We start from the raw sequence: 23,034 nt of genomic DNA, 5'->3' as shown, positions 1-23,034 counted from the left end.
TTACTCTTCTTCTTTCTCTTTGACCGGCGCAGGCGGCGGACGCAAACCGATTTCTGCGGTGAGCTTGAGCTCTTTGCCGTTGCGCATCACCTGGATCGTGACCTTGTCGGTCGGTTTGATCCGGGCGACCTGGTTCATCGAACGACGACCATCGCCGGCCGGCTCGCCGTCGATGCTGAGGATCACGTCACCCAGTTGCAGGCCAGCCTTCTGCGCCGGACCGTCACGGAAAATACCCGCGACCACAATGCCCGGGCGCCCCGACAGGCCAAACGATTCCGCCAGTTCCTGGCTCAACGGCTGCACTTCGATACCGAGCCAGCCGCGAATCACCTGGCCGTGCTCGATAATCGACTTCATCACTTCCATGGCCAGTTTCACCGGGATTGCGAAACCGATGCCCTGCGAACCGCCGGACTTGGAGAAGATCGCTGTGTTGATGCCGGTCAGGTTGCCGTTTGCATCCACCAGCGCACCGCCGGAGTTGCCGGGGTTGATCGCCGCGTCGGTCTGAATGAAGTCTTCGTAGTTGTTCAAGCCCAGCTGATTACGCCCGGTGGCGCTGATGATGCCCATGGTCACGGTCTGGCCGACACCGAACGGGTTGCCGATGGCGAGGGCTACATCGCCGATGCGGATGTTGTCGGAACGCCCGACAGTGATCGATGGAAGATTCTTCAAGTCGATCTTCAGGACCGCCAGGTCGGTTTCCGGATCGCTGCCGATCACTCGGGCCAGGGTTTCACGACCGTCCTTGAGCGCCACCACGATCTGGTCGGCGCCGGTGGTCACGTGGTTGTTGGTCAGCAGGTAACCTTCCGGGCTCATGATCACGCCGGAGCCGAGGCTCGACTCCATGCGCTTCTGCTTGGGCGAGTTGTCGCCGAAGAAGCGGCGGAACTGTGGATCCTCGAACAGCGGATGGTTCGGCTTGTTGATGACTTTGGTGGTGTACAGGTTGACCACTGACGGCGCGGCCGTGGTCACCGCGTCGGCATAGGACACCGGACCCTGTTGCATGGAGGTGGATTGCGGAGCTTGCTGCATGTTGACGTCGAGGCTCGGAAGCCCGACCCACTGCGGGTAACGCTGGATGATTAACAGAGCAATAAGCACGCCGGCCAACAGCGGCCAGCCGGAAAAACGCAGCGCCTTGAGCATTAAGCACGTCCTGAGAGGTTGCAGGCGGTATGAGACCGCCCATAATGTCGCGCATTATACGAGGCGAAGCTGCCTCTGAACGGGATATTTAGGAGTCTTTTATGGCCGTCGCCTTGAGCACCCTGGTCGAAGAAGCCGACCGTTACCTTAACAGTGCAAAGATTGCCGATTACTGCCCCAACGGGTTGCAGGTCGAAGGCCGGCCGCAGGTCATGCGCATCGTCAGTGGCGTCACCGCCAGCCAGGCGTTGCTCGACGCCGCTGTGGAAGCCAGCGCTGACCTGGTCCTGGTGCATCACGGCTATTTCTGGAAAGGCGAGAATCCGTGCATCACCGGCATGAAGCAGCGTCGGTTGAAAACCTTGCTCAGGCACGATATCAGCCTGTTGTCCTACCATCTGCCGCTGGATCTGCACCCGGAAGTCGGTAATAACGTGCAACTGGCACGTCAGCTCGATATCACTGTGGAAGGCCCATTGGACCCGGACAATCTCAAAGTTGTCGGCCTGGTCGGTTCATTGAGCGAGCCGGTGACGGCCCGCGATTTTGCCCGTCGCGTCCAAGAAGTCATGGGCCGCGAGCCGTTGCTGATCGAAGGCAGCGAGATGATCCGCCGCGTTGGCTGGTGCACCGGTGGCGGTCAGGGTTACATCGATCAGGCCGTGTTGGCTGGGGTCGACTTGTACCTCAGCGGTGAGGCCTCCGAGCAGACCTTCCACAGCGCCCGGGAAAATGACATCAGCTTCATCGCCGCCGGCCATCACGCCACCGAGCGCTATGGCGTGCAGGCACTTGGGGATTATCTGGCGCGGCGTTTTGCCCTTGAGCACATCTTCATTGATTGCCCGAACCCCATCTGATTGCCCAAACGCGGGGGTATATTCATATACCCTTTCGATCTAGCTTGCGTCCTGATTAGAAGAGGTCGCTGTGCTAGGATTCCTCGCTCGAACACGGCCCGCTGGCCGTCCATAAGATCGTTTTCGTGAGTAGCCATGGTCGACAAACTGACGCATCTGAAACAGCTGGAGGCCGAAAGCATCCACATCATCCGCGAGGTCGCCGCCGAGTTCGATAACCCGGTGATGCTGTACTCCGTCGGTAAAGACTCCGCCGTGATGCTGCACCTTGCGCGCAAGGCATTCTTCCCGGGCAAACTGCCGTTCCCGGTGATGCACGTCGACACCCGGTGGAAGTTCAAGGAAATGTACGCGTTCCGCGACCGCATGGTCGAAGAGCTCGGCCTTGACCTGCTGGTGCACGTGAATCCCGAGGGTGTTGCGCAGGGTATCAACCCGCTCACCCACGGCAGCGCCAAGCACACCGATATCATGAAAACCGAAGGCCTCAAGCAGGCCCTCGACAAGTACGGTTTCGATGCCGCTTTTGGTGGTGCCCGTCGTGACGAAGAGAAGTCCCGTGCCAAAGAGCGCGTGTATTCCTTCCGCGATACCAAGCACCGCTGGGACCCGAAAAACCAGCGTCCCGAGTTGTGGAACGTCTACAACGGCAAGGTCAACAAGGGCGAATCGATCCGTGTTTTCCCATTGTCGAACTGGACCGAACTGGACATCTGGCAGTACATCTACCTCGAAGGCATCCCGATTGTGCCGCTGTATTTCGCCGCCGAGCGCGACGTTATCGAGATGAATGGCACCTGGATCATGATCGACGACGAACGCCTGCTCAATCACCTGAGCGATGAAGACAAGGCGCGCATCGTCAAGAAGAAGGTCCGTTTCCGCACACTGGGTGACTACCCGTTGACCGGTGCGGTCGAGTCCGAGGCCACCAGCCTGACCGACATCATTCAGGAAATGCTCCTGACGCGAACTTCCGAACGCCAGGGCCGGGTCATCGATCACGATGGCGCAGGCTCGATGGAAGAAAAGAAACGTCAGGGTTATTTCTAAGGGGTTGTCATGTCGCACGCATCTGATTTGATCAGCGAGGACATCCTCGCCTACCTGGGCCAGCACGAACGCAAGGAAATGCTGCGCTTTCTGACCTGTGGCAACGTCGACGACGGCAAGAGCACCCTGATCGGGCGCCTGCTGCACGACTCCAAAATGATCTACGAAGATCACCTGGAAGCCATTACCCGCGACTCGAAAAAAGTCGGCACCACTGGCGATGACATCGACCTGGCATTGCTGGTCGACGGCTTGCAGGCCGAGCGGGAGCAGGGCATCACCATCGATGTCGCTTACCGCTACTTCTCCACCGCCAAGCGCAAATTCATCATCGCCGACACCCCTGGCCATGAGCAGTACACCCGCAACATGGCCACCGGTGCGTCCACCTGTGACCTGGCGATCATTCTGGTCGACGCCCGTTACGGCGTGCAGACCCAGACCCGTCGCCACAGCTTCATTGCCTCGTTGCTGGGCATCAAGCACATCGTTGTCGCCATCAACAAGATGGACCTCAACGGCTTCGACGAAACCGTCTTCGAGTCGATCAAGGCCGATTACCTGAAGTTCGCCGAAGGTATCGCCTTCAAGCCGACCACCATGGCCTTCGTGCCAATGTCGGCGCTCAAAGGCGACAACGTGGTGAACAAGTCCGAGCGCTCGCCGTGGTACACCGGCCAGTCGCTGATGGAAATTCTTGAAACCGTCGAAATCGCCAACGACCGCAACTACACCGACCTGCGTTTCCCGGTGCAGTACGTCAACCGTCCGAACCTGAACTTCCGTGGTTTCGCCGGCACCCTGGCCAGCGGCGTCGTGCACAAGGGCGACGAAGTCGTTGTGCTGCCGTCGGGCAAGAGCAGCCGCGTGAAGTCCATCGTCACTTTCGAAGGTGAGCTGGAGCACGCCGGTCCGGGTCAAGCGGTGACGCTGACCATGGAAGACGAGATCGACATCTCCCGCGGCGACTTGCTGGTGCACGCCGACAACCTGCCGCAAGTGACTGACGCCTTCGACGCCATGCTGGTGTGGATGGCGGAAGAACCGATGCTGCCGGGCAAGAAATACGACATCAAGCGCGCCACGACGTACGTGCCGGGTTCGATCACCAGCATCGTCAACCGCGTTGACGTGAACACCCTGGAAGAAGGTCCGGCCAGTTCGTTGAACCTGAACGAAATCGGTCGGGTCAAAATCAGCCTCGACGCGGCCATCGCGCTGGACGGTTACGCGAGCAACCGCACCACCGGTTCGTTCATCGTCATCGATCGTTTGACCAATGGCACTGTCGCGGCCGGCATGATCATCGCTCAGCCGTTGAGCCATGGCACCAGCACGCATCACGGCAAACTGGCGCACGTCGCCACCGAAGAACGCGCCCAGCGCTTCGGCCAGCAACCGGCCACCGTGTTGTTCAGCGGCTTGTCGGGCGCCGGCAAAAGCACCCTGGCTTACGCGGTTGAACGCAAGTTGTTCGACATGGGTCGTGCGGTGTTTGTACTCGATGGCCAAAACCTGCGTCACGACCTGAACAAAGGTCTGCCACAGGATCGCGCCGGGCGTACCGAGAACTGGCGTCGTGCGGCGCACGTTGCGCGTCAGTTCAACGAAGCGGGTCTGCTGACACTGGCAGCCTTCGTTGCGCCGAGTGCCGAAGGTCGTGAGCAGGCCAGGGAACTGATCGGCAAGGAGCGTCTGCTGACGGTCTACGTCCAGGCCTCTCCGACGGTCTGTGCCGAGCGTGATCCACAAGGCTTGTACGCGGCGGCCGGGGACAACATCCCGGGCGACTCCTTCCCGTACGACGTGCCGCTGGACGCCGACCTCGTGGTCGATACCCAGTCGCTGTCGCTGGAAGAAAGCGTCAAGCAAGTACTGGATCTGCTGCGCAAGCGTGGCGCGATCTAAGCGTTAGCCGTTAAAAAGAAACCCGCCGATGAGTGATCATCGGCGGGTTTTTTTTGTTGCTCAACTCGGTCAACTGTAGGAGTGAGCCTGCTCGCGATAGCTGTGGATCAGTCGACATAAACTCTGAATGTACGACCGCTATCGCGAGCAGGCTCACTCCTACAGGGGATCAGCGCTTGCCTGGGTATTCGCGGTGCATCTGTGCAAGCAACGCGTCCTTGTCCTGCCACAACTGATTGATCCAGCCCTGAAACTGCAATCGATACTCGCCGTCCTGGTCGTAGTTCTTGCCGATGAACTGCGGCGGAATCTTCAGCTCCTGAAAGTGCACCACCACGTCCTTCACGTTCCCGCAGAGCAAATCCCAATAACCGGGACGGCCGGCCGGATAATGAATGGTCACGTTGACGATGGCTTCCAGCTGCTCACCCATGGCATCCAGCACAAACGCAATGCCGCCCGCCTTCGGTTTGAGCAAGTGACGGAACGGCGATTTCTGCTGGGCATGCTTGCCTTCGGTGAAACGCGTGCCTTCGACGAAGTTGAAAATCCCCACCGGGTTATGGCGGAACTTGTCGCAGGTCTTGCGGGTGGTTTCCAGGTCTTTGCCTTTCTTCTCCGGGTGCTTCTCCAGGTAGGCCTTGGAGTAGCGCTTCATGAACGGAAAGCCGAGCGCCCACCACGCCAGACCAATCACCGGCACCCAGATCAGTTCCTGTTTGAGGAAGAACTTCAGCGGGCGAATCTTCCGGTTCAGCACGTACTGCAACACCATGATGTCGACCCAGCTCTGGTGGTTGCTGGTGATCAAATAGGAATGCTGATAGTCCAGGCCTTCCAGGCCGCTGAGTGTCCAGCGTGTGTGCCCGAGCAAGTCCATCCACGCTTTGTTGTTGCTGATCCAGGCTTCGTGGATGTGGCTCATCAGCCAATCGGTAAAACGCTGGGCGGAGGGGAAGGGCAGTATCAGTTTGAAAATCGCCACAATGAACAGCGGTGTACAGCAGGCAATCGTGTTCAGCGCCAACAGCAGCGAGGCAATCACGCCTCGCAGCGGTGCAGGTAGGGAATCCAGCATTTAAAGATCCAAAGGTCGGTTGGCAGCTTGAATCGCGGTCAACGCGATGGTGTACACGATGTCGTCGACTTGCGCGCCGCGCGGCAAGTCGTTCACCGGTTTGCGCAGGCCTTGCAGCATCGGCCCGAGGCTGACGCAATCGGCGCTACGCTGCACGGCTTTGTGGGTGGTGTTGCCGGTGTTCAGGTCGGGGAACACGAACACGGTGGCGCGACCGGCCACCAGGCTGTTCGGCGCCAGTTGCCGGGCAACGGTTTCGTTGGCGGCGGCGTCGTATTGCAATGGGCCGTCGATCAACAGCGCGTTTTGTTGCTCGTGGGCGAGCAACGTCGCTTCGCGCACCTTCTCGACTTCTTCGCCGCTGGCCGATTCACCGCTGGAGTAGCTGATCATCGCCACGCGCGGGGTGATGCCGAAGGCGGCGGCCGAGTCGGCGCTTTGCAGCGCGATCTCGGCCAGTTCGCTGGCGCTCGGGTGCGGGTTCATCACGCAGTCGCCATAGACCAGCACTTCCTCGGGGAAGAGCATGAAGAACACTGACGACACCAGCGTGCAGCCCGGCGCCGTTTTAATAAGCTGCAGGGCCGGGCGGATGGTGTTGGCGGTGGAGTGAATGACCCCGGACACCAATCCGTCGACCTCATCCAGCGCCAGCATCATGGTGCCGATCACCACGGTGTCTTCCAGTTGCTGCTCGGCCATCGGCGCGTTGAGGCTTTTGCTTTTGCGCAGGGCGACCATCGGCTCGACGTAGCGCTCGCGGATCAGGTCCGGGTCGAGGATTTCCAGCCCCGGTGGCAGCTCGATGCCTTGGGCGCGGGCGACGGCTTCGACGTCCGCCGGTTTCGCCAGCAACACGCAACGGGCAATGCCACGCGCCTGACAGATGGCTGCGGCTTGCACGGTCAGCGGCTCGCTGCCTTCCGGCAGGACGATGCGTTTGTTGGCAGCCTGGGCGCGCTGGATCAATTGATAACGGAACACGGCGGGCGACAGGCGCATTTCCCGTGGCGTGCCGCAGCGTTGGTGCAGCCACTTGGCGTCGAGGTGGCTGGCAACGAAATCGGTGATGATCTCCGCGCGCTCGCGGTCGTCGATCGGGATTTCCTTGTTCAAACCGTTCAACTGGTTGGCGGTGTCGTAGGAGCCGGTGCTCACCGACAACACCGGCAGGCCCGCCTGCAACGCGCCACGGCAGAGGTCCATGATGCGCGGGTCGGGCAGGGTGTCGCTGGTCAGCAACAGGCCGGCCAGCGGCACGCCATTCATGGCGGCGAGGCTGACGGCGAGGATGATGTCGTCGCGATCACCGGGAGTCACCACCAACACACCAGGCTTGAGCAGCTCCACGGTGTTGCGCATGGTGCGGGCGCAGATGATGATTTTGGTCATGCGCCGGGTCTCGTAATCACCGGCATTGAGAATTTGCGCGCCCATCAGATCGGCGACGTCGCGAGTGCGCGGGGCGTTCAATTCCGGCTGGAACGGGATGCAACCCAACAGACGGAAATCGCCGCTGCGCAGCAATGGTGAGTGTTCCTTCAAACGCGAAGCGAAAGCCTCCATGCTTTCATCGGTTTTGACCTTGTTGAGGATCACGCCGAGGACTTTCGGGTCTTTCGGACCGCCGAACAATTGCGCCTGCAATTCCACTCGGCCGGACAGCTCGGTCAACACCTCGTTTTCCGGCGCCGAGACCAGGATCACTTCGGCGTCGAGGCTTTTCGCCAAATGCAGATTGACCCGTGCGGCGTAACTGGCGCTGCGGGTCGGGACCATGCCTTCGACGATCAGCACGTCTTTGCCGACAGCGGCCTGCTGGTAGAGGGTGATGATTTCTTCGAGCAGCTCATCCAGCTGGCCGTCGCCGAGCATGCGCTCGACGTGCGCCAGACCGAGCGGCTGAGGCGGTTTCAAACCGTGAGTGCGCGCCACCAGTTCAGTGGACCGTTCAGGGCCGGTGTCGCCCGGATGCGGCTGGGCAATCGGTTTGAAAAAGCCGACCTTGAGGCCGGCCCGCTCTAGAGTACGCACCAGCCCGAGGCTGATGGAGGTCAGACCCACACCAAAATCGGTGGGTGCGATAAAAAAAGTTTGCATGCGGATTCTCTAAAGGTGCATGGCAATGGTGACGACCTATGCCTGGCCGTTTACCGAAATTCAGTCGCCAAGGTTATCGCTAACCGAGCCCTGTGCGCACCAACCGCAATCAAAGGGCTGGCCTATTTTTTCAATACGTTGCGCGGGGTCCAGGACCCAGGCGCGCGATTGCCACGGTGGCTGGTGCCGCAGGTGCTGGGTGTGACCGCAGGAAAGCTCGGCCACCCAGTGCCCGTCCTCATCCTGATGGAAGCCTGTGACCGTTGAGCCTTTCGCCGTCACCCGTCTGTCCGGGTTGTGTTCGCTTTCGGGCGATTGCTTCGCTAAACTTGGCCATTCTTCATTCTTATGCAAAAGGTCTCGCCCCATGCTGATCGCCGCCAATAAGGCTGTCTCCATCGACTATACCCTGACCAACGACGCTGGTGAGGTCATCGACAGCTCCGCCGGCGGCGCGCCGCTGGTCTACCTGCAAGGCGCAGGTAACATCATTCCGGGCCTGGAAAAGGCTCTGGAAGGCAAAGCAGTCGGTGACGAACTGACTGTCGCCGTAGAACCTGAAGATGCCTACGGCGAATACGCTGCCGAACTGGTCAGTACTCTGAGCCGCAGCATGTTCGAAGGCGTCGACGAGCTGGAAGTGGGCATGCAGTTCCACGCATCCGCTCCGGATGGCCAAATGCAGATCGTCACCATTCGCGATCTGGACGGCGACGATGTCACCGTCGACGGCAACCACCCGTTGGCCGGTCAGCGCCTGAATTTCCAGGTCAAGATCATCGACATCCGTGATGCCAGCCAGGAAGAAATCGCTCATGGTCACGTCCATGGCGAAGGTGGCCATCACCACTGATTTTCTGCGCTAAGCTTTCGAGAACTGGAGAGGCGCCCGAGGGGCGCCTTTTTAGTCCGCGGCTGTCCTTGGTGACACCGCCAAGTGGCTGTTTCGAGAAGATCACGGGAATTTGGAGTTCGTCATGAGTGCTTTTCACGACCTTAAATTGACAGCCCTGGATGGTCAGGAGCTACCGCTGGCGCCGTTCAAGGGGCGTGTCGTGCTGGTGGTCAACGTTGCCTCCAAATGCGGCTTGACCCCACAGTACGCAGCGCTGGAAAACCTTTACCAGCAATACAAGGACAAAGGTTTCAGCGTACTCGGCCTGCCGTGCAACCAGTTTGCCGGGCAGGAACCGGGTACCGAGCAAGAGATCCAGGATTTCTGCAGCCTCAACTATGGCGTGACCTTTCCGTTGTCCAGCAAGCTGGAAGTCAACGGTCACGATCGTCATCAGCTGTACCGTCTGCTGGCGGGCGAGGGGGCTGAATTCCCGGGCGACATTACCTGGAACTTCGAAAAATTCCTGCTGGGCAAGGATGGTCGCGTGCTGGCGCGGTTTTCGCCGCGCACGGCGCCGGATGATCCGACTGTCGTTCATGCGATCGAAAAAGCCCTGAGCTGAACCCAAAAAATCGCAGCCACCGAGCTGCGATTTTTTATGCCTGCCTTTTGAACCTTAATCACCGCAATCAATAGTGCTGTGCATCGCTTGTCGCTCCGCATATTATCGCCGTCATAAAACTCTGTCCTGTCGATACCGTTTCCGTGGAGCGTCCCATGCCCGTCAAAGCCCTGTTCAAACCGTTCCACCTCGGCACCCTCGAACTGCCGACCCGCGTCGTCATGGCGCCGATGACCCGCTCGTTTTCGCCGGGTGGCGTGCCCAATTCCAAAGTGATCGAGTACTACCGTCGTCGCGCCGCCGCAGGCGTTGGCTTGATCATCACCGAAGGCACCACCGTCGGCCACCAGGCTTCCAACGGCTACCCGAACGTCCCGCATTTCTATGGTGAAGCAGCGCTGGCCGGCTGGAAAAAAGTGGTCGATGCGGTTCATGCTGAAGGCGGCAAGATCGTTCCGCAGCTGTGGCATGTCGGCAGCGTGCGCCGCATCGGCACCGAGCCGGACGCCAGCGTGCCGGGTTACGGTCCGTCGGAGAAATTGAAGGACGGTCAGGTCGTGGTGCACGGCATGACCCAGCAAGATATCCAGGACGTGATCGCCGCGTTTGCCCAGGCCGCCAAAGATGCCCAGAGCATCGGCATGGACGGCGTGGAAATTCACGGTGCCCACGGCTACCTCGTCGACCAGTTCTTCTGGGAAGGCAGCAACCAGCGCACTGACGAATACGGCGGCAGCCTGGCTAACCGTTCGCGTTTCGCCATTGAACTGATCCAGGCGGTGCGTGCAGCGGTCGGCGAAGGCTTCCCGATTATTTTCCGTTTCTCTCAATGGAAGCAGCAGGATTACACCGCGCGTCTGGTGCAAACATCGGAGGCACTGGGTGAATTTCTCAAGCCGTTGTCCGACGCTGGCGTGGATATTTTCCACTGTTCGACGCGCCGTTTCTGGGAGCCAGAGTTCGACGGTTCCGAGCTGAACCTGGCCGGCTGGACCCGTAAGCTCACTGGCAAACCGACCATCACCGTGGGCAGTGTCGGCCTGGATGGCGAATTCCTGCAGTTCATGGTCAACACCGACAAGATCGCGCAGCCGGCCAGCCTGGAAAAACTGCTGGAGCGTTTGAACAATGATGAGTTCGATCTGGTGGCGGTAGGTCGTGCGCTGCTGGTGGACCCGGACTGGGCGCAGAAGGTGCGTGACGGCCGTGAAGAAGACATCCTGCCGTTCAGCCGTGAGGCGTTGATGACCCTGGTTTAAGCCGAGGTTCAATGCCTGAGGCACGCGGGGTCTGACAAGCCCCGCGCAACTGCCCTTCAAACTGCTCGATAATCGCTGCCCATCCTTGGCGACTCGCATGCTGACGCGCATTAAGCCGCACGCAACGCAAGGTTTCGCGCTCCTCCAACAACCAACACGCCGCATCGCAGAATGCTTCCTCATCCCCCGGCATCACCAGCACACCGTTGTAGCCATGGCGAATATGTTGAGCCGCTGCCGCCTGATCGTAGGCCACCACACCCAGTCCCGAGGCCAGCGCCTCAAGCACGACATTGCCGAAGGTTTCGGTCAGGCTTGGAAACAGAAACACATCGCCCGACGCGTAGTGACTGGCCAAGGCTTCACCGCGTTGTGAACCACAGAAAATCGCCTCGGGCAGTTCAGCCTCAAGTGCCGCTCGTTGCGGGCCGTCGCCAATCACAATCAACCGGATTTTGCGCTGTGGATAAGTGGCTTTCAGTGCGTCGAAGCAGCGCTTGAGCAGGCCCAGATTTTTCTCCTGTGCCAGACGTCCTACGTGGATGAGAGCGATGTCGTCGTTACCCAACCCCCAGCTCTCACGCAGGGCGTTAATCCGCTTGGTCGGGTGAAACAACTGGCTGTCGACCCCACGCGACAGCAACGCCAGGCGCTCGAAGTGTCGGCGCTCCAGTTCCATTCTTTGACTCACGCTCGGCACCAGGGTCAGCGTCGAACGATTGTGAAACCAGCGCAGGTAGTGGGTCAGCAATCGCGTCAGCAGTCCAAGCCCATACTGACTGGAGTACTGTTGGAAATTGGTATGGAAGCCGCTGACCACGGAAATCCCCAAGCGCCGCGCCGCGCGCAACGCGGACAATCCCAGCGGTCCTTCCGTGGCGATATACAGCACGTCCGGTCGATGACGTTTCCAGCGCCGCAGTAGCTTGTGCATCGACGACTGGCCCCATTGCAAGCCGGGATAACCCGGCAGCGGCCAGCCCCGGCACAGCAACAAGGCATCGTCGCTGCCCAACTGCTGATCGCAACCCTGACGCGGTCGCACCAATTCCACCTGATGCCCGCGCGCGCGCAAGCCGTCGCATAAGCGGCCGAGGGTATTGGCCACTCCGTTGATTTCGGGAGGGAAGGTTTCGGTGATCAGAGTGATATGCAGAGCTGTCGTCATGACCTCAGTGTCGGCTGAGGCCATGTCGTCAGTGTGACGCTGGGATGATGAATTTGTGACCGGATCAGCGCTGGGCTACCAGGTTTTCCGCGCCGCGTTCACGCACCCAGAACAGGGTCGCACCCGCCACGGCGGCCGGCATCATCAGGATGTTGACCACCGGAATCAGCAGCACCAGATAAACACTGCCGCCGAAACTCATGCTCTGCCAGCGCTTCTCGCGCAGCCAGGCGAGCATCTCGTTCCAGCCGAGTTTGTGGTTGTCCGCCGGGTAGTCGATGTACTGGATCGCCATCATCCACACCCCGAACAGCAGCCACAGAGGCGCCGCGATGATGTTAACCACCGGAATGAACGAGAGGATGAACAACCCGATGGCACGCGGCAGGAAGTAGCCGAGCTTGCGCATTTCCCGGGCCAGGGTGCGGGGGATCATGGCGATCAGCTCGCCCCAGCTGAAGGACGGGAAGTCATCGGTGCCGCGCACCACGACTTCGACTTTTTCCGCGAGGAAGCCGTTGAAGGGTGCAGCGATGACGTTGGCCAGCATGGTGAAGGTGAAGAACACCATCAACACCACCAGCACCACGAACAACGGCCAGAGCACATAACTGAGAAAACTCAGCCAGTCGGGCAGGGACGGCATCAACGTATCGACCCACAGGCTGAATTGATGGCTGGCCAGGTAGATCAATCCGACGAACAGCACCAGGTTGATCATCAGCGGCAACAGCACAAACAAACGCAGGCTTGGGCTCAGGACCAGCTTGAGGCCTTCGCGCAGGTATTGCGGGCCGGACAGAACAGGGGCGGGCATAACGTGCTCCGAGCAAAGGGGAAACGCGCCGACCTTACCGGCTTTGTCTGACAGGTGAAAGCGCGGTAGCAGCATCGACATTAACTGTAACAAAGGCGTCTATGCATCGTTCGCGATGGGATAGAGACCGCCTATGAGCTGGATTGTTAAACCGTATTTCCTTAATCTTCGCCCCCTCGATACGCTGCACCCCATACTTTTTACAGGACTGTCGAGCTCAAGCCTTCCCCAAGTGCTTTCAACGGTCCTTTTTTATTCCCGCCGGCAACCCGGCGTTCCGTGCCAGATATTTCGGGCCGGTCAACAGGAGCAGGTCATGTCTGAAGTCCGTCATTCGCGAGTGATTATTCTCGGTTCCGGCCCTGCCGGTTACAGCGCCGCGGTCTATGCCGCCCGTGCCAACCTCAAGCCACTGCTGATCACCGGCATGCAAGCCGGCGGTCAACTGACCACCACCACCGAAGTCGATAACTGGCCTGGCGACGTCCACGGCCTGACCGGCCCGGCGCTGATGGACCGCATGAAAGAGCACGCCGAGCGCTTTGAAACCGAAATCGTCTTCGATCACATCAATGCCGTGGACTTCGCTGCCAAGCCGTACACCCTGACCGGCGACAGCGCGACCTACACCTGCGATGCCCTGATCATCGCGACCGGCGCCAGCGCTCGTTACCTGGGCCTGCCGTCGGAAGAAGCGTTCATGGGCAAAGGCGTTTCGGCCTGCGCGACCTGCGATGGTTTCTTCTACCGCAACAAGCCAGTGGCTGTGGTCGGTGGCGGCAACACCGCTGTTGAAGAGGCGCTGTACCTGGCCAACATTGCCAGCAAAGTGACCTTGATCCATCGTCGCGAAACCTTCCGCGCCGAGAAGATCCTGATCGACAAGCTGAATGCCCGGGTTGCCGAAGGCAAAATCGAGCTGAAGCTGAACTCGACGCTGGACGAAGTCCTGGGCGACAACATGGGCGTGACCGGTGCCCGTCTGAAGAACAACGACGGCAGTTTCGACGAGCTGACAGTCGACGGCGTGTTCATCGCCATCGGCCACACCCCGAACACTTCGCTGTTCGAAGGTCAGCTGACGTTGAAAGACGGCTACCTGGTTGTGCAGGGCGGCCGTGACGGCAACGCCACTGCCACCAGCCTCGAAGGTATCTTTGCTGCCGGTGACGTGGCCGACCACGTTTACCGTCAGGCCATCACCTCGGCCGGCGCTGGCTGCATGGCGGCACTGGACGCCGAGCGCTACCTCGACGACCTGCAGAACGCTTGATTCTGATTCTGTAGAAACTAAGAAACCGGCCTAGGCCGGTTTTTTTGTGCCCAAAGGAGAACTCTGTAGCAGCAGGCTTCGCCAGCGGCTACAGGGGTTTGCGTTTCGGCTTGACCTTGTGTGGAGCCGTTCAGCCTTTTAGCCGTTCCTGGACGAAGTCCATCACCTTCAGTGATTGATAGATGGCATTGGCGGCAATCCGCCCGAACGGTCCGCCGTTCCAGTCCAGCAGGTACGGTTTGAACAGTTGATAACGCGCACTTTCCCCGCACACCGCTTCGGCGATGACCCGGCCCCCAATCGAGCCGGTATTCAAGCCATGGCCACCAAACGAGGTGCAGGCCCAGACGCCCGGTTCCAGCAATCCCAGGTTGGGCATCTTATTGGTGGAGTAACCCATCAGGCCGGACCAGGCCAATTCGATTTTGACCGGGGCCAGTTGTGGGTAGACCGATACCATGTCGGCCTTGAGCATGGCGGCGAGGGCCTTTTCGTTCTGTTCGTTGCGGGTGGTGATGCGTCCGCCCCAGAGCAGGCGGTCGCCTTCGACCACGCGGTAGTAGTCCGAGGCGCGGCGGTCGTCGGAGAACGCGGCGCCGGAGTCGAGGACGTTTTTGATCGAGTCGCCCAGGTGCTCGGTCAGCACCACATAGGTTGCGATGGGCAGGTAGGCGCGGCTGAGCTTTTGCAACTCCGGGCCGCCGTAACCCCCGGCGCAAAACACCAGGTCTTGGCAGCGCACGCTGCCGTGAGCGGTCTGGACGATTTTGTCGGCGCCTTCGCGACGCCACCCTAGCATTTTTGATTGTTCGAAAATCTGCCCTCCGGCCGCTTCGATGGCGAGAGCCAGGCCCAGGCAATAATTCAGTGGATGAAAGTGCAAGGCGTTCGGGTCTTCGACGCCCTGGAAGTAACGCAGGGTGTGCGCCCGTTCCCGCACCTGAGCGGTGTCGAGGAAGTTGAGTTCGTAACCGAAGTCACGACGCATGGAATCGATGTGGCTTTTTACTCCAGTACTGTCGTCGTAGCGCTTGACCCGGATCGTGCCGGCAGACGGTACACAGCCGCTCAGGGCCAGTTCGGTGATATTGCGGCGGACAATCTCCACGCCTTCGACTGACATCTGAAACAGCGCCTTGGCGTGTTCCAGCCCCAGTTTCTTGCGGATCGCTCCCGACCCTTCAGCCCAGCCCGGCGAGACCACGCCGCCGTTGCGGCCGGACGCGCCCCAGGCGACTTGCTGGGCTTCGAGGATGATCACGCGTTTGCCGCGCCGGGTCAGTTCCAGGGCAGCAGTAAGGCCCGCGATCCCTGCGCCGATGATGCAGACGTCGCAAGTTTGGTCAGTGTTCAGTTCGGTCCTGGCCGCGCGGGGCAGCGAGGTTTGGGAATACCAGGTGTTGGGGAAGGACATGGTCGATCCTTGGGAAATGCCAGATCAAGTGTGGGAGCGGGCTTGCTCCCACAGGGAGGGCGGTGGTTATTTGATGGTCGAGTAGTCCACGCCGTACCACTTGTCCGACAGCTTGGTCAGCGTGCCGTCCTTGTGCATCTGGCCGATGATTTCACTCAATTTGGCGTTCAGCTGCGCGTCACCCTTGTCGGTGGCAACGGCCAGCGGTTCGTAGAACACCACATTGGCGTCGACGGCGCGCAGCGGATAACCCTTCTTGACGGCGGCATCCAGCGTGCTGCGTTGCGTGAGGATGGCATCCAGTCGGGTACCGTCGCCCAGGCGCAGATCGTCCAGCGGTCCGACGGAGCCGGCGTAGGTTTTCATTTTTTCGGTTTTCACGTCGTAGACCACGGGTGGCACGTCAGTGGTTTCGATCGCCAGTGCCTGACTGAAATAGTCCTCGGACGTCGTGCCGCCTTCGACGCCGATGGTTTTGCCATTCAGCGCTTTGTGATCGGTGACCGTGGATTTGTTGTGCACCGCGAACACGTAGGGCACGTAGTAGTAAGTCCCGGGGAAATCGAGAATCCGCGCACGACTTTTCGTCGCGGTCATCGACCCGACAGACACGTCCCAGCGCCCGTTCCACTTGCCGGCGGTGATCACATCCCAGTCGGGGGTGATGAATTTGGCTTCGACGCCGAGACGCTTGGCGATCTCCTTGGACACGTCGATATCAAACCCGTCGATTTGATTCTTGTCGTTGATGAACCCTTGTGGGGGCCAGGTCGCCGAGGTGGCGACGGTCAACGTCTTGCTGCTCTCGATCTTGTCCAGCACGGCTCCGGCGTTCGCAGCGCCGACGAACAACAGTGACAAGGCAGCTGCGAGGGTGATTGCGGGTCTTTTACTGAGCATGTCCATCTCCACTTCTCGTTATTGTTATGCGGGGGTAAAGCGCTTCTCAGTGACCGATGATCTGCGACAGGAATTTCTGCGCGCGTTCGGTCTGCGGGTTGTTGAAAAACTCGGAAGGGGTGGCTTGTTCGATGACCTGGCCCTGGTCCATGAACAGCACGCGGTCGGCGACCTTGCTGGCAAAACCCATCTCATGGGTCACGCAAATCATGGTCATGCCGTCGGTGGCCAGTTCGCCCATCACGTCCAGCACTTCGTGGACCATTTCCGGGTCCAGTGCCGAGGTCGGTTCATCGAACAGCATCACTTTGGGGTTCATGCACAGCGCCCGGGCAATCGCCACGCGCTGCTGTTGGCCACCTGACAGTTGTGACGGGTATTTGTGCGCGTGCTCGGCAATCCGCACACGTTCCAGGTAAACCTGCGCGCGTTTTTTCGCCTCGGCAGATGACACGCCCTGCACCAGTTGCGGCGCCAACGTCAGGTTGTCCATCACGCTCAAGTGCGGGAACAGGTTGAAGCTCTGAAACACCATGCCGATTTCGCTGCGCACGGCGCTGACACTTTCCGCTTCGCTGGTGAGGGTGATGCCGTTGACCTGAATGTGGCCTTGCTGGAAATTTTCCAGATGGTTGATGCAGCGAATCATCGTCGACTTGCCCGAGCCCGACGGCCCGCACACTACGAGGATTTCACCGGTGGCGACGTTCAGGTCGACGTCGCGCAGTGCGTGAAAATTGCCGTACCACTTGTTCAGGCCGGAGATGGAAATCATCGAGGGACCGACCTGCGCAGCAGGCGCCAGGTCGAGTTGCTCAGCGGTATTGGTTCGAGTCATCACGCATCAACCCCTTGCCACGGATCGGTTGACCCGCTTTTCGATTCGCGCCTGCACCCGTTCCAGAATGAATGACAGGGCCCAGTAAATCATCGCGGCGGTGATCAGCATTTCCAGGTGGCGGAAGTCCGCACGACCCTGGGTCTTGGCCAGGTACATCAGTTCCCAGACGCCGATCACCGACACCAGCGAACTGTCCTTGAGCATGGCGATGAACTGGTTGCCGGTCGGTGGAATGATCACGCGCAAGGCCTGCGGCATGATGACCCGGCTCAGGGTTTTGAACGGGCTGATGTTCAATGCCCGGGAGGCTTCCCACTGGCCGACCGGGATGCTCTGGATGCCCGCACGGAAAATTTCAGTCATGTAGGCGCCGTAACACAGCGACAACGCGAGGATACCCGCCGGCACCGCATCGACCACGTAGCCCAGTTGCGGCAGGCCGAGATAAATCAGGTAGATCTGGATCAGCAGCGGAACGCCGCGAAAGAACGAGGTGTAGAACGAGGCGAGGGCATTGGCCAGGCCGTTGTTCGACAGCTTGGCCACCGCGCCGATCAGTGCCAGCACAAAGGCAAGCACAATGGCGATGGCGGAGATGTACAACGTGGTAGCGGTACCCTGAATGATCAGGAAACCGATCTTGTCGAGGATGAAGCTGTAGGAGAGGTCAAAGGTGTCGAAGAATGCCAGGAACAGGATCAGCAGCTCGATCCACACCACGGTGGTCTGCACCTTGAACTTCAAGCGTCCCAGGACATGGAAGTTCAGCGTTCCGAGTGCGGCGATACCCAGGCCGATGGCGATGTTGCGAGCGGTAAGGCTGTCTGGAGCATTGCCCAGCAGCGGTTGCAGAAAATGGCTGAGGGCGCTGTTGCCCAGGTTCATCAGGTAGGAGCCGAGGAACAACACCACGGCTACGCCGAGCAGGAACTGAGGATCGTTGGACTTTTTCTTATAAATTATATTGTCGTGATACATGTCTGCCTCAGCTTGTAGGTGGTGATGTTCTCGCTAGGTAAAAGGGTCTTTGGTCAGTATTGCGACGACGATTCCGGGACAACAAGCGAACATAATTCGCTACGTCAGTCCCGGAACTCACGTTGCTGTCAGGACAGTTTCGCCAGACACGTCTCGAGGATATCGAGCCCTTCCTCCAGCACCGCCGCCTCGGTGGTCAACGGGGCCAGCAGTCGTATGATGTGGCGCGACTTGCCGCTGGGCATCAGCAGCAGACCCGCGTCTCGTGCCAGCGCCAGCAGCTGCGTCAATTGCGCCGAGGCCGGTGTGCCATCGGCATTGGTCAGCTCGATGCCGCGCATCGCGCCAACGCCGGTCAAGCGGCCCAGAAACGGGGAAAGCTTGTTGGCGCGCCAGGCCTCGTAGCGGCTGACGATGGCTTCTTCCTGTTGCGAGCCCCAGGCGTGCAGGTTCGCATCGGTCATCTCGTCCAGGGTTGCCAGTGCTGCGGCGCAGGCAATCGGGTTGCCCGAATAGGTGCCGCCCAGTCCGCCTTTGGGCAAGGTGTCGAGCAGCGACTTGCGCCCGACCACCGCACCCAGCGGCACACCGCCGGCGATGCTTTTGCCCAGCAGAATCAGGTCCGGCTCAATGCCCAGTCGCGAAAATGCAAAGCGCTGGCCGGTGCGACCGAAGCCGGACTGGATTTCATCAGCGATCAGCAGGATGTTTTTTTCGTCACAGAAACGACGTAGCGCCTGGGCGAACTCCACGTTCATCGCCAGGAAGCCCGCTTCGCCCTGCACCGGTTCGACGATAAAACAGGCGACGTCTTCAACGTCGATCTCGACGCTGAAAAGGCGGTCCATGGCTTTCAGGGCCTCGGCGCAGGTCACGCCGTTGTCCTTGCTCGGGTATGGCAAGTGAAACACCGGACCGGGCAGCACACCGACCTTCTGTTTGTAAGGCGCGACTTTGCCGTTGAGGTTGAGTGTGGCGAGGGTGCGGCCATGGAAGGCGCCGTCGAAGGCGATGACGGCCGTGCGACCGGTCGCACCACGGACGATCTTCAGGGCGTTTTCCGCCGCTTCTGCGCCGCTGTTGGTGAGCATGCCACTGACAGCGTAGTCCACAGGAATGAACGCCGTCAGGCGATCCATCAGTTCGAGGTAAGGCACATGCGGGGCGGCGTTGAACGCGTAGTGCGTCAGTCGGGTGGCTTGTTCGCGAATGGCCTCGACGATGCGTGGATGGCAATGGCCGAGGTTCAGTACGCCGATGCCGCCGACGAAATCGATGTAGCGTTTGCCATCGGTGTCCCAGACCTCGGCATTTTTGCCGTGGCTGAGCGTGACGGGATGAACGATGTTGATCGACTGGCTGATGGTTTCGCTGCTCATGGATGACCGACTCTGAAGAAGGGATGCTTCTTTTTATCTAAGCCGTGAGCAGCGGTGCCCGGCAAACGAAATAAAGTCGCCGGGTCAATCTTAAAAGTCGGGATGTGCGGTGAAAGAGCAAAAGATCACAGCCTCGTTTCACTCGACAGCTGCTACAGGGAAATACGATCTATGTAGGAGCTGTCGAGTGAAACGAGGCTGCGATCTTTTGATGTTGAATCAGCGGCGGGTCAGGGGTTGCTGCGAGAACTTCACACCGGCGAGGCCATGAGCAATCAGCGCACGGATATTGCCGTGATCGCTGCCCTCAGGCGTCGCCACCACCGAACGGTAATGCTCGCCGAACGCCAGCAGCGCTTCTTCATCGCTCAAGCCTTCCAGCAACGCCAGACCCAGGGTCTTGCACGAGCCTTCATTCTGCCCGGCTGCGTTTTCCACGCCGCCGTTGTTGAAAGCCTGAGGCTGATAGTCGTAGCCGGCGGCGATGAAGGCCAGGGTGTCGGCAAAAACGTGTTCGCCGCTCTTGAGGCTGGCGCGCAGGGTGTTCAAATCACTCATTGGGTTTTCCTTTGGCAAACGCCGCTTGTTGTTCGGCGTTGGCTTCTTGCTGGTATTGGGCTTTCCACTCGGCGTACGGCATGCCGTAAACCACTTCGCGGGCGTCATCGAGGCTGACCTCGATCTGGCGTTCGTCGGCAGCGGCCTTGTACCACTTGGACAAGCAGTTGCGGCAGAAACCGGAGAGGTTCATCAGGTCGATGTTCTGCACATCCTTGCGGCTGTCCAGGTGGGCGACCAGCCGGCGAAAGGCGGCGGCTTCGAGTTCCAGGCGTTGTTGATCGGTCATGGCGGGCTCTGTGCAATCAAATCGTGCGCGGATGATAAAAGTCTGACGAACAATGCGCCAGACGCGGTCAGCGGCTCGCGGCCAGGGTAATCGACACCGACTCGGCGAATCGCAGGGCGTGGGGCTTGTCGACTTCGACCTCGGCGTACAACACCGACTCGTTGACCATGACCAGATCGAGAATTTCCTGGGTCAGGCGTTCGAGCAGGGCGAAGCGATTGCCCTCCACATGGGCGATGATCGCCTTGGTGATGGTGCGGTAGTTCAGCGCGTGATCGATGTCGTTGTCACGCACCGCTTCCTGAGCGGCATACAGGATGGTCAGGTTGATCAGCACATCCTGCTTGTTGAGGATTTCATCCTCGTTGATCCCGATGAAGGTCCGCAGGCGCAGGTCCTTGACCCGGATGCGTGCCGTTCCTGGTTGAAGTTGTGGCATTGCTACTTGCTCCGTCCAATCAATTGCAGGAACTCCTGGCGGGTGTTGCTCGACTCGCGGAAGGCGCCGAGCATCACCGAGGTGTTCATGGTCGAATTCTGTTTCTCGACGCCGCGCATCATCATGCACATGTGCTTGGCTTCGATGACCACCGCGACGCCCGCCGCACCGGTCACTTGCTGCACCGCGTCGGCGATTTGCCGGGTGAGGTTTTCCTGGATTTGCAGGCGACGGGCGAACATGTCCACCAGTCGTGCAATCTTCGACAGGCCCAGCACCTTGCCCGTTGGAATATAAGCCACATGCGCCTTGCCGATGAAGGGCAGCATGTGATGTTCGCAGAGCGAGTACAGCTCGATGTTGTCGACGATGATCATTTCATCGTTGTCGGAAGCGAAGAGCGCGCCGTTGACGATCTCTTCGACACTTTGCTCATAACCATGGCAGAGGTACTGCATGGCTTTTGCCGCGCGAACCGGGGTGTCTTGCAAACCCTCTCGGTCGGGGTTTTCACCGAGGCCGATGAGGATATCGCGATAGCTCTGGGACAGGGATAACGTCATGGAACATCCTCGCGGGGGCCGCTTATTTGATGTGCCGTCCGCCGTTGACGGTCAGGGTCGTGCCGGTGACATAAGGGTTGTCGAGCAAATAACGCAGGCTCTGGTAGATCACTTCGCAGCCGGGTTCGATACCCAGCGCGGACTTGGCCAGTGCCTTGGCGCGGTACGCCGCGTCGTCGTCGGGGTTGAACATTAGCAGGGCTGGAGCGATACCGTTGACCTTGATTGTCGGCGCGTATTTCGCGGCGAAGGACAGGGTGAGGCTGTCGAGCCCGGCTTTGCTGGCGCAGTAGCCAATGTGTTTGCTGCTGCCCCTGCGGGTCACGTCGTCGCTGATGTGCACGATGTCGGCGGGGCTTGAGCGTTGCAGCAAGTCGACACAATGCAGATTGATCAGGTAGGGCGCCAGCATGTGGACGTTGAACATGCGGGTGAAGGCTGTGGCGTCGGTGTCCGGGGTTTCGGCCAGCCATTCGGAAGCGTTATGGACAATCGCCCGCAGGCTGTCGGTGTGGTTTTTCAGTTCGCTGATGAACGCGAAGATTCCGGCTTCCGTGGAGAAGTCGGCAAACACCGCGGTCGCCCCCAGGTCGCGCAGAACTTGCACGCCGGGGCGTTCGCTGCGGTAGCTGAAGATCACCGGCTGGCCATCCTCGAGCAAACGCTGCGCACAGTGCAGGCCGACACGTTGGCCGGCACCGGTGATGAGGATTGGGGCTACGAAAGAGGTCATGAACGGCTCGCGTCGCGGTAAGAGCAAAACTATACCAGCGACGAGAGGCGTACACCTATTGTGGTAGCAGGCCTAGCGATTCTGCGTTGAAGGCTCGGCGGGCAACGGCCGTTGCGGCGTGGTGTTCAGCCAGCTGGCCAGCAGGCGGGTCGACAGCGGAATGAAGAAGTAGACCATCAGCGGGGTCAGGCACAAGGTGCTGATGAACACCCGGCTCAGCAGGCCCATGTCGCTCAGCAACGGCCCGAGGACAACGTTGAACAGCAGGGAAACCGGAAAGAATGCCAACCAGATCGCCACGGCCTGTTTCCAGCGTGGTGGGCGCTGGCCGGCCGCGCCGAACCAGCCTTCGATGCCGCTGACACGATGTTCCGTTGGATGGGCAAACAAGTCGCTGCCGCGTGCCAGCCATGCGGTGCGCGATACGGAATGCTCCCAGGCGTGCAGCGTCTGCTCGTCGGCAAAGCGGAAAATAATCTGGAATTCGTCATCGTCGGGCGGCGGAGCGAGCACGCCAGAACCGAGGTAGCCGGGAAAATCGGTGGCCAGTTGTTCGCCTTCGTGCAACCAGGCGATCAGGTCTTGATAGCGCCCATCGGCGACGCGGCGCGCAACCATCAGCGTGACGGGTGAGGTAGACATTCTGTATCTCCATATGACAATCGCGTCGCTCCGGGTAGGAGTTTCGCCAGGCGCAGCGCCGGGGTGGTGGGCTGCGTCTTGGAACAAGCAAGGATTATTCCTGATTCTGCCGGGTGCGTCTGTGATATTCGTCGCCATCAACGTCTTGAAGGGTATGGGGG

General features: G+C 59.9%; 24 protein-coding genes. 7 read left to right on the top strand and 17 right to left on the bottom strand.

The window, feature by feature from the left end; all coding sequences use genetic code 11:
• Positions 1 to 1,161 carry a Do family serine endopeptidase AlgW gene (gene algW / locus QF010_RS05935; protein WP_033057963.1) on the bottom strand — a complete coding sequence of 387 codons (1,161 nt, stop codon included), beginning with the start codon at positions 1,159 to 1,161 and terminating at the stop codon, positions 1 to 3.
• Positions 1,162 to 1,262: 101 nt separating this feature from the next.
• On the opposite strand from algW, the gene QF010_RS05930 reads away from it, so the two are divergent.
• The 3 genes from QF010_RS05930 to cysN all read left to right on the top strand — a co-directional run bounded on the left by QF010_RS05930 (position 1,263) and on the right by cysN (position 4,982).
• Positions 1,263 to 2,021, top strand: a complete 759-nt coding sequence (locus QF010_RS05930) for a Nif3-like dinuclear metal center hexameric protein (RefSeq protein WP_033057961.1) — start codon at positions 1,263 to 1,265, stop codon at positions 2,019 to 2,021.
• A gap of 135 nt (positions 2,022 to 2,156) precedes the next feature.
• Positions 2,157 to 3,074 (top strand): sulfate adenylyltransferase subunit CysD, encoded by a 918-nt coding sequence (cysD, locus tag QF010_RS05925; protein ID WP_030128620.1) that lies wholly within the window; start codon positions 2,157 to 2,159, stop codon positions 3,072 to 3,074.
• 9 nt (positions 3,075 to 3,083) lie between these two features.
• A complete protein-coding gene (cysN, locus tag QF010_RS05920) occupies positions 3,084 to 4,982 on the top strand; it encodes a sulfate adenylyltransferase subunit CysN (RefSeq protein WP_033057957.1) in 1,899 nt (632 codons plus the stop codon).
• A gap of 169 nt (positions 4,983 to 5,151) precedes the next feature.
• Here the strand turns inward: cysN and yihG are convergent, their stop codons facing one another.
• From yihG to QF010_RS05905, 3 genes are read right to left on the bottom strand one after another with little or no spacing between them, the layout of a single operon-like run.
• Positions 5,152 to 6,060, bottom strand: a complete 909-nt coding sequence (gene yihG, locus QF010_RS05915; RefSeq protein ID WP_429532594.1) for a 1-acylglycerol-3-phosphate O-acyltransferase, YihG family — start codon at positions 6,058 to 6,060, stop codon at positions 5,152 to 5,154.
• Positions 6,061 to 8,160 carry a phosphate acetyltransferase gene (gene pta / locus QF010_RS05910; protein WP_033057951.1) on the bottom strand — a complete coding sequence of 700 codons (2,100 nt, stop codon included), beginning with the start codon at positions 8,158 to 8,160 and terminating at the stop codon, positions 6,061 to 6,063.
• A gap of 60 nt (positions 8,161 to 8,220) precedes the next feature.
• Positions 8,221 to 8,559 (bottom strand): DUF3565 domain-containing protein, encoded by a 339-nt coding sequence (locus QF010_RS05905; RefSeq protein WP_033058229.1) that lies wholly within the window; start codon positions 8,557 to 8,559, stop codon positions 8,221 to 8,223.
• On the opposite strand from QF010_RS05905, the gene QF010_RS05900 reads away from it, so the two are divergent.
• From QF010_RS05900 to QF010_RS05890, 3 genes are all read left to right on the top strand, one after another.
• A complete protein-coding gene (locus QF010_RS05900; RefSeq protein ID WP_007901600.1) occupies positions 8,528 to 9,013 on the top strand; it encodes an FKBP-type peptidyl-prolyl cis-trans isomerase in 486 nt (161 codons plus the stop codon). The genes QF010_RS05905 and QF010_RS05900 overlap by 32 nt on opposite strands.
• A 124-nt stretch (positions 9,014 to 9,137) precedes the next feature.
• Positions 9,138 to 9,620, top strand: coding sequence for a glutathione peroxidase (locus QF010_RS05895; protein WP_033057948.1), 483 nt, complete (start codon positions 9,138 to 9,140; stop codon positions 9,618 to 9,620).
• Between the two features lie 155 nt (positions 9,621 to 9,775).
• Positions 9,776 to 10,879: an NADH:flavin oxidoreductase gene (locus tag QF010_RS05890; RefSeq protein ID WP_033057945.1), complete on the top strand. Its 1,104-nt coding sequence runs from the start codon at positions 9,776 to 9,778 to the stop codon at positions 10,877 to 10,879.
• Here the strand turns inward: QF010_RS05890 and QF010_RS05885 are convergent.
• Positions 10,848 to 12,071: a glycosyltransferase family 4 protein gene (locus QF010_RS05885; RefSeq protein ID WP_429532593.1), complete on the bottom strand. Its 1,224-nt coding sequence runs from the start codon at positions 12,069 to 12,071 to the stop codon at positions 10,848 to 10,850. The two genes, QF010_RS05890 and QF010_RS05885, sit on opposite strands and share 32 nt — an antisense overlap.
• 40 nt (positions 12,072 to 12,111) lie before the next feature.
• Positions 12,112 to 12,864, bottom strand: coding sequence for a sulfate transporter CysZ (gene cysZ / locus QF010_RS05880; RefSeq protein WP_033057938.1), 753 nt, complete (start codon positions 12,862 to 12,864; stop codon positions 12,112 to 12,114).
• Between the two features lie 316 nt (positions 12,865 to 13,180).
• Here cysZ and trxB point away from each other — a divergent pair, with 316 nt between their 5' ends.
• Entirely contained in the window at positions 13,181 to 14,137 is a 957-nt protein-coding gene (gene trxB / locus QF010_RS05875) for a thioredoxin-disulfide reductase (protein WP_033057935.1), read from the top strand.
• 130 nt (positions 14,138 to 14,267) lie between these two features.
• Here the strand turns inward: trxB and QF010_RS05870 are convergent, their stop codons facing one another.
• From QF010_RS05870 to QF010_RS05820, 11 genes are all read right to left on the bottom strand, one after another.
• Positions 14,268 to 15,551 (bottom strand): NAD(P)/FAD-dependent oxidoreductase, encoded by a 1,284-nt coding sequence (locus tag QF010_RS05870; protein WP_429532592.1) that lies wholly within the window; start codon positions 15,549 to 15,551, stop codon positions 14,268 to 14,270.
• 66 nt (positions 15,552 to 15,617) lie between these two features.
• Positions 15,618 to 16,457 (bottom strand): transporter substrate-binding domain-containing protein, encoded by an 840-nt coding sequence (locus QF010_RS05865; RefSeq protein ID WP_429532591.1) that lies wholly within the window; start codon positions 16,455 to 16,457, stop codon positions 15,618 to 15,620.
• Positions 16,458 to 16,497: 40 nt separating this feature from the next.
• Positions 16,498 to 17,289 carry an amino acid ABC transporter ATP-binding protein gene (locus tag QF010_RS05860; RefSeq protein ID WP_033057928.1) on the bottom strand — a complete coding sequence of 264 codons (792 nt, stop codon included), beginning with the start codon at positions 17,287 to 17,289 and terminating at the stop codon, positions 16,498 to 16,500.
• A gap of 6 nt (positions 17,290 to 17,295) precedes the next feature.
• Entirely contained in the window at positions 17,296 to 18,270 is a 975-nt protein-coding gene (locus QF010_RS05855) for an amino acid ABC transporter permease (protein WP_429532590.1), read from the bottom strand.
• Between the two features lie 128 nt (positions 18,271 to 18,398).
• Complete coding sequence (locus QF010_RS05850; RefSeq protein ID WP_429532589.1) at positions 18,399 to 19,649, bottom strand: 2-aminoadipate transaminase; 1,251 nt, start codon at positions 19,647 to 19,649, stop codon at positions 18,399 to 18,401.
• A gap of 219 nt (positions 19,650 to 19,868) precedes the next feature.
• On the bottom strand, positions 19,869 to 20,207 hold the full coding sequence (locus QF010_RS05845) for a HopJ type III effector protein (protein WP_033057919.1): 339 nt from the start codon (positions 20,205 to 20,207) through the stop codon (positions 19,869 to 19,871).
• Entirely contained in the window at positions 20,200 to 20,496 is a 297-nt protein-coding gene (locus tag QF010_RS05840) for a DUF1244 domain-containing protein (RefSeq protein ID WP_008150700.1), read from the bottom strand. Before QF010_RS05840 ends, QF010_RS05845 begins: the two co-directional genes overlap by 8 nt.
• 67 nt (positions 20,497 to 20,563) lie before the next feature.
• On the bottom strand, positions 20,564 to 20,935 hold the full coding sequence (folX, locus tag QF010_RS05835; protein ID WP_033057916.1) for a dihydroneopterin triphosphate 2'-epimerase: 372 nt from the start codon (positions 20,933 to 20,935) through the stop codon (positions 20,564 to 20,566).
• Between the two features lie 2 nt (positions 20,936 to 20,937).
• Positions 20,938 to 21,498, bottom strand: coding sequence for a GTP cyclohydrolase I FolE (gene folE, locus QF010_RS05830; RefSeq protein WP_033057913.1), 561 nt, complete (start codon positions 21,496 to 21,498; stop codon positions 20,938 to 20,940).
• Between the two features lie 22 nt (positions 21,499 to 21,520).
• Complete coding sequence (gene folM / locus QF010_RS05825) at positions 21,521 to 22,231, bottom strand: dihydromonapterin reductase (protein WP_429532588.1); 711 nt, start codon at positions 22,229 to 22,231, stop codon at positions 21,521 to 21,523.
• 72 nt (positions 22,232 to 22,303) lie between these two features.
• The gene (locus QF010_RS05820; RefSeq protein ID WP_429532587.1) at positions 22,304 to 22,873 is read right to left on the bottom strand and encodes an antibiotic biosynthesis monooxygenase; all 570 of its coding nucleotides are present in this window, start codon (positions 22,871 to 22,873) and stop codon (positions 22,304 to 22,306) included.
• Positions 22,874 to 23,034: the final 161 nt, after the last annotated feature.

Source organism: Pseudomonas silensiensis, from assembly GCF_050434865.1.
GTDB classification, from domain to species: Bacteria; Pseudomonadota; Gammaproteobacteria; order Pseudomonadales; family Pseudomonadaceae; genus Aquipseudomonas; species Aquipseudomonas fluorescens_W.
The sequence above is the reverse complement of the archived record's forward strand: the minus strand, read 5'-3'. Positions and strand labels throughout refer to the sequence as shown.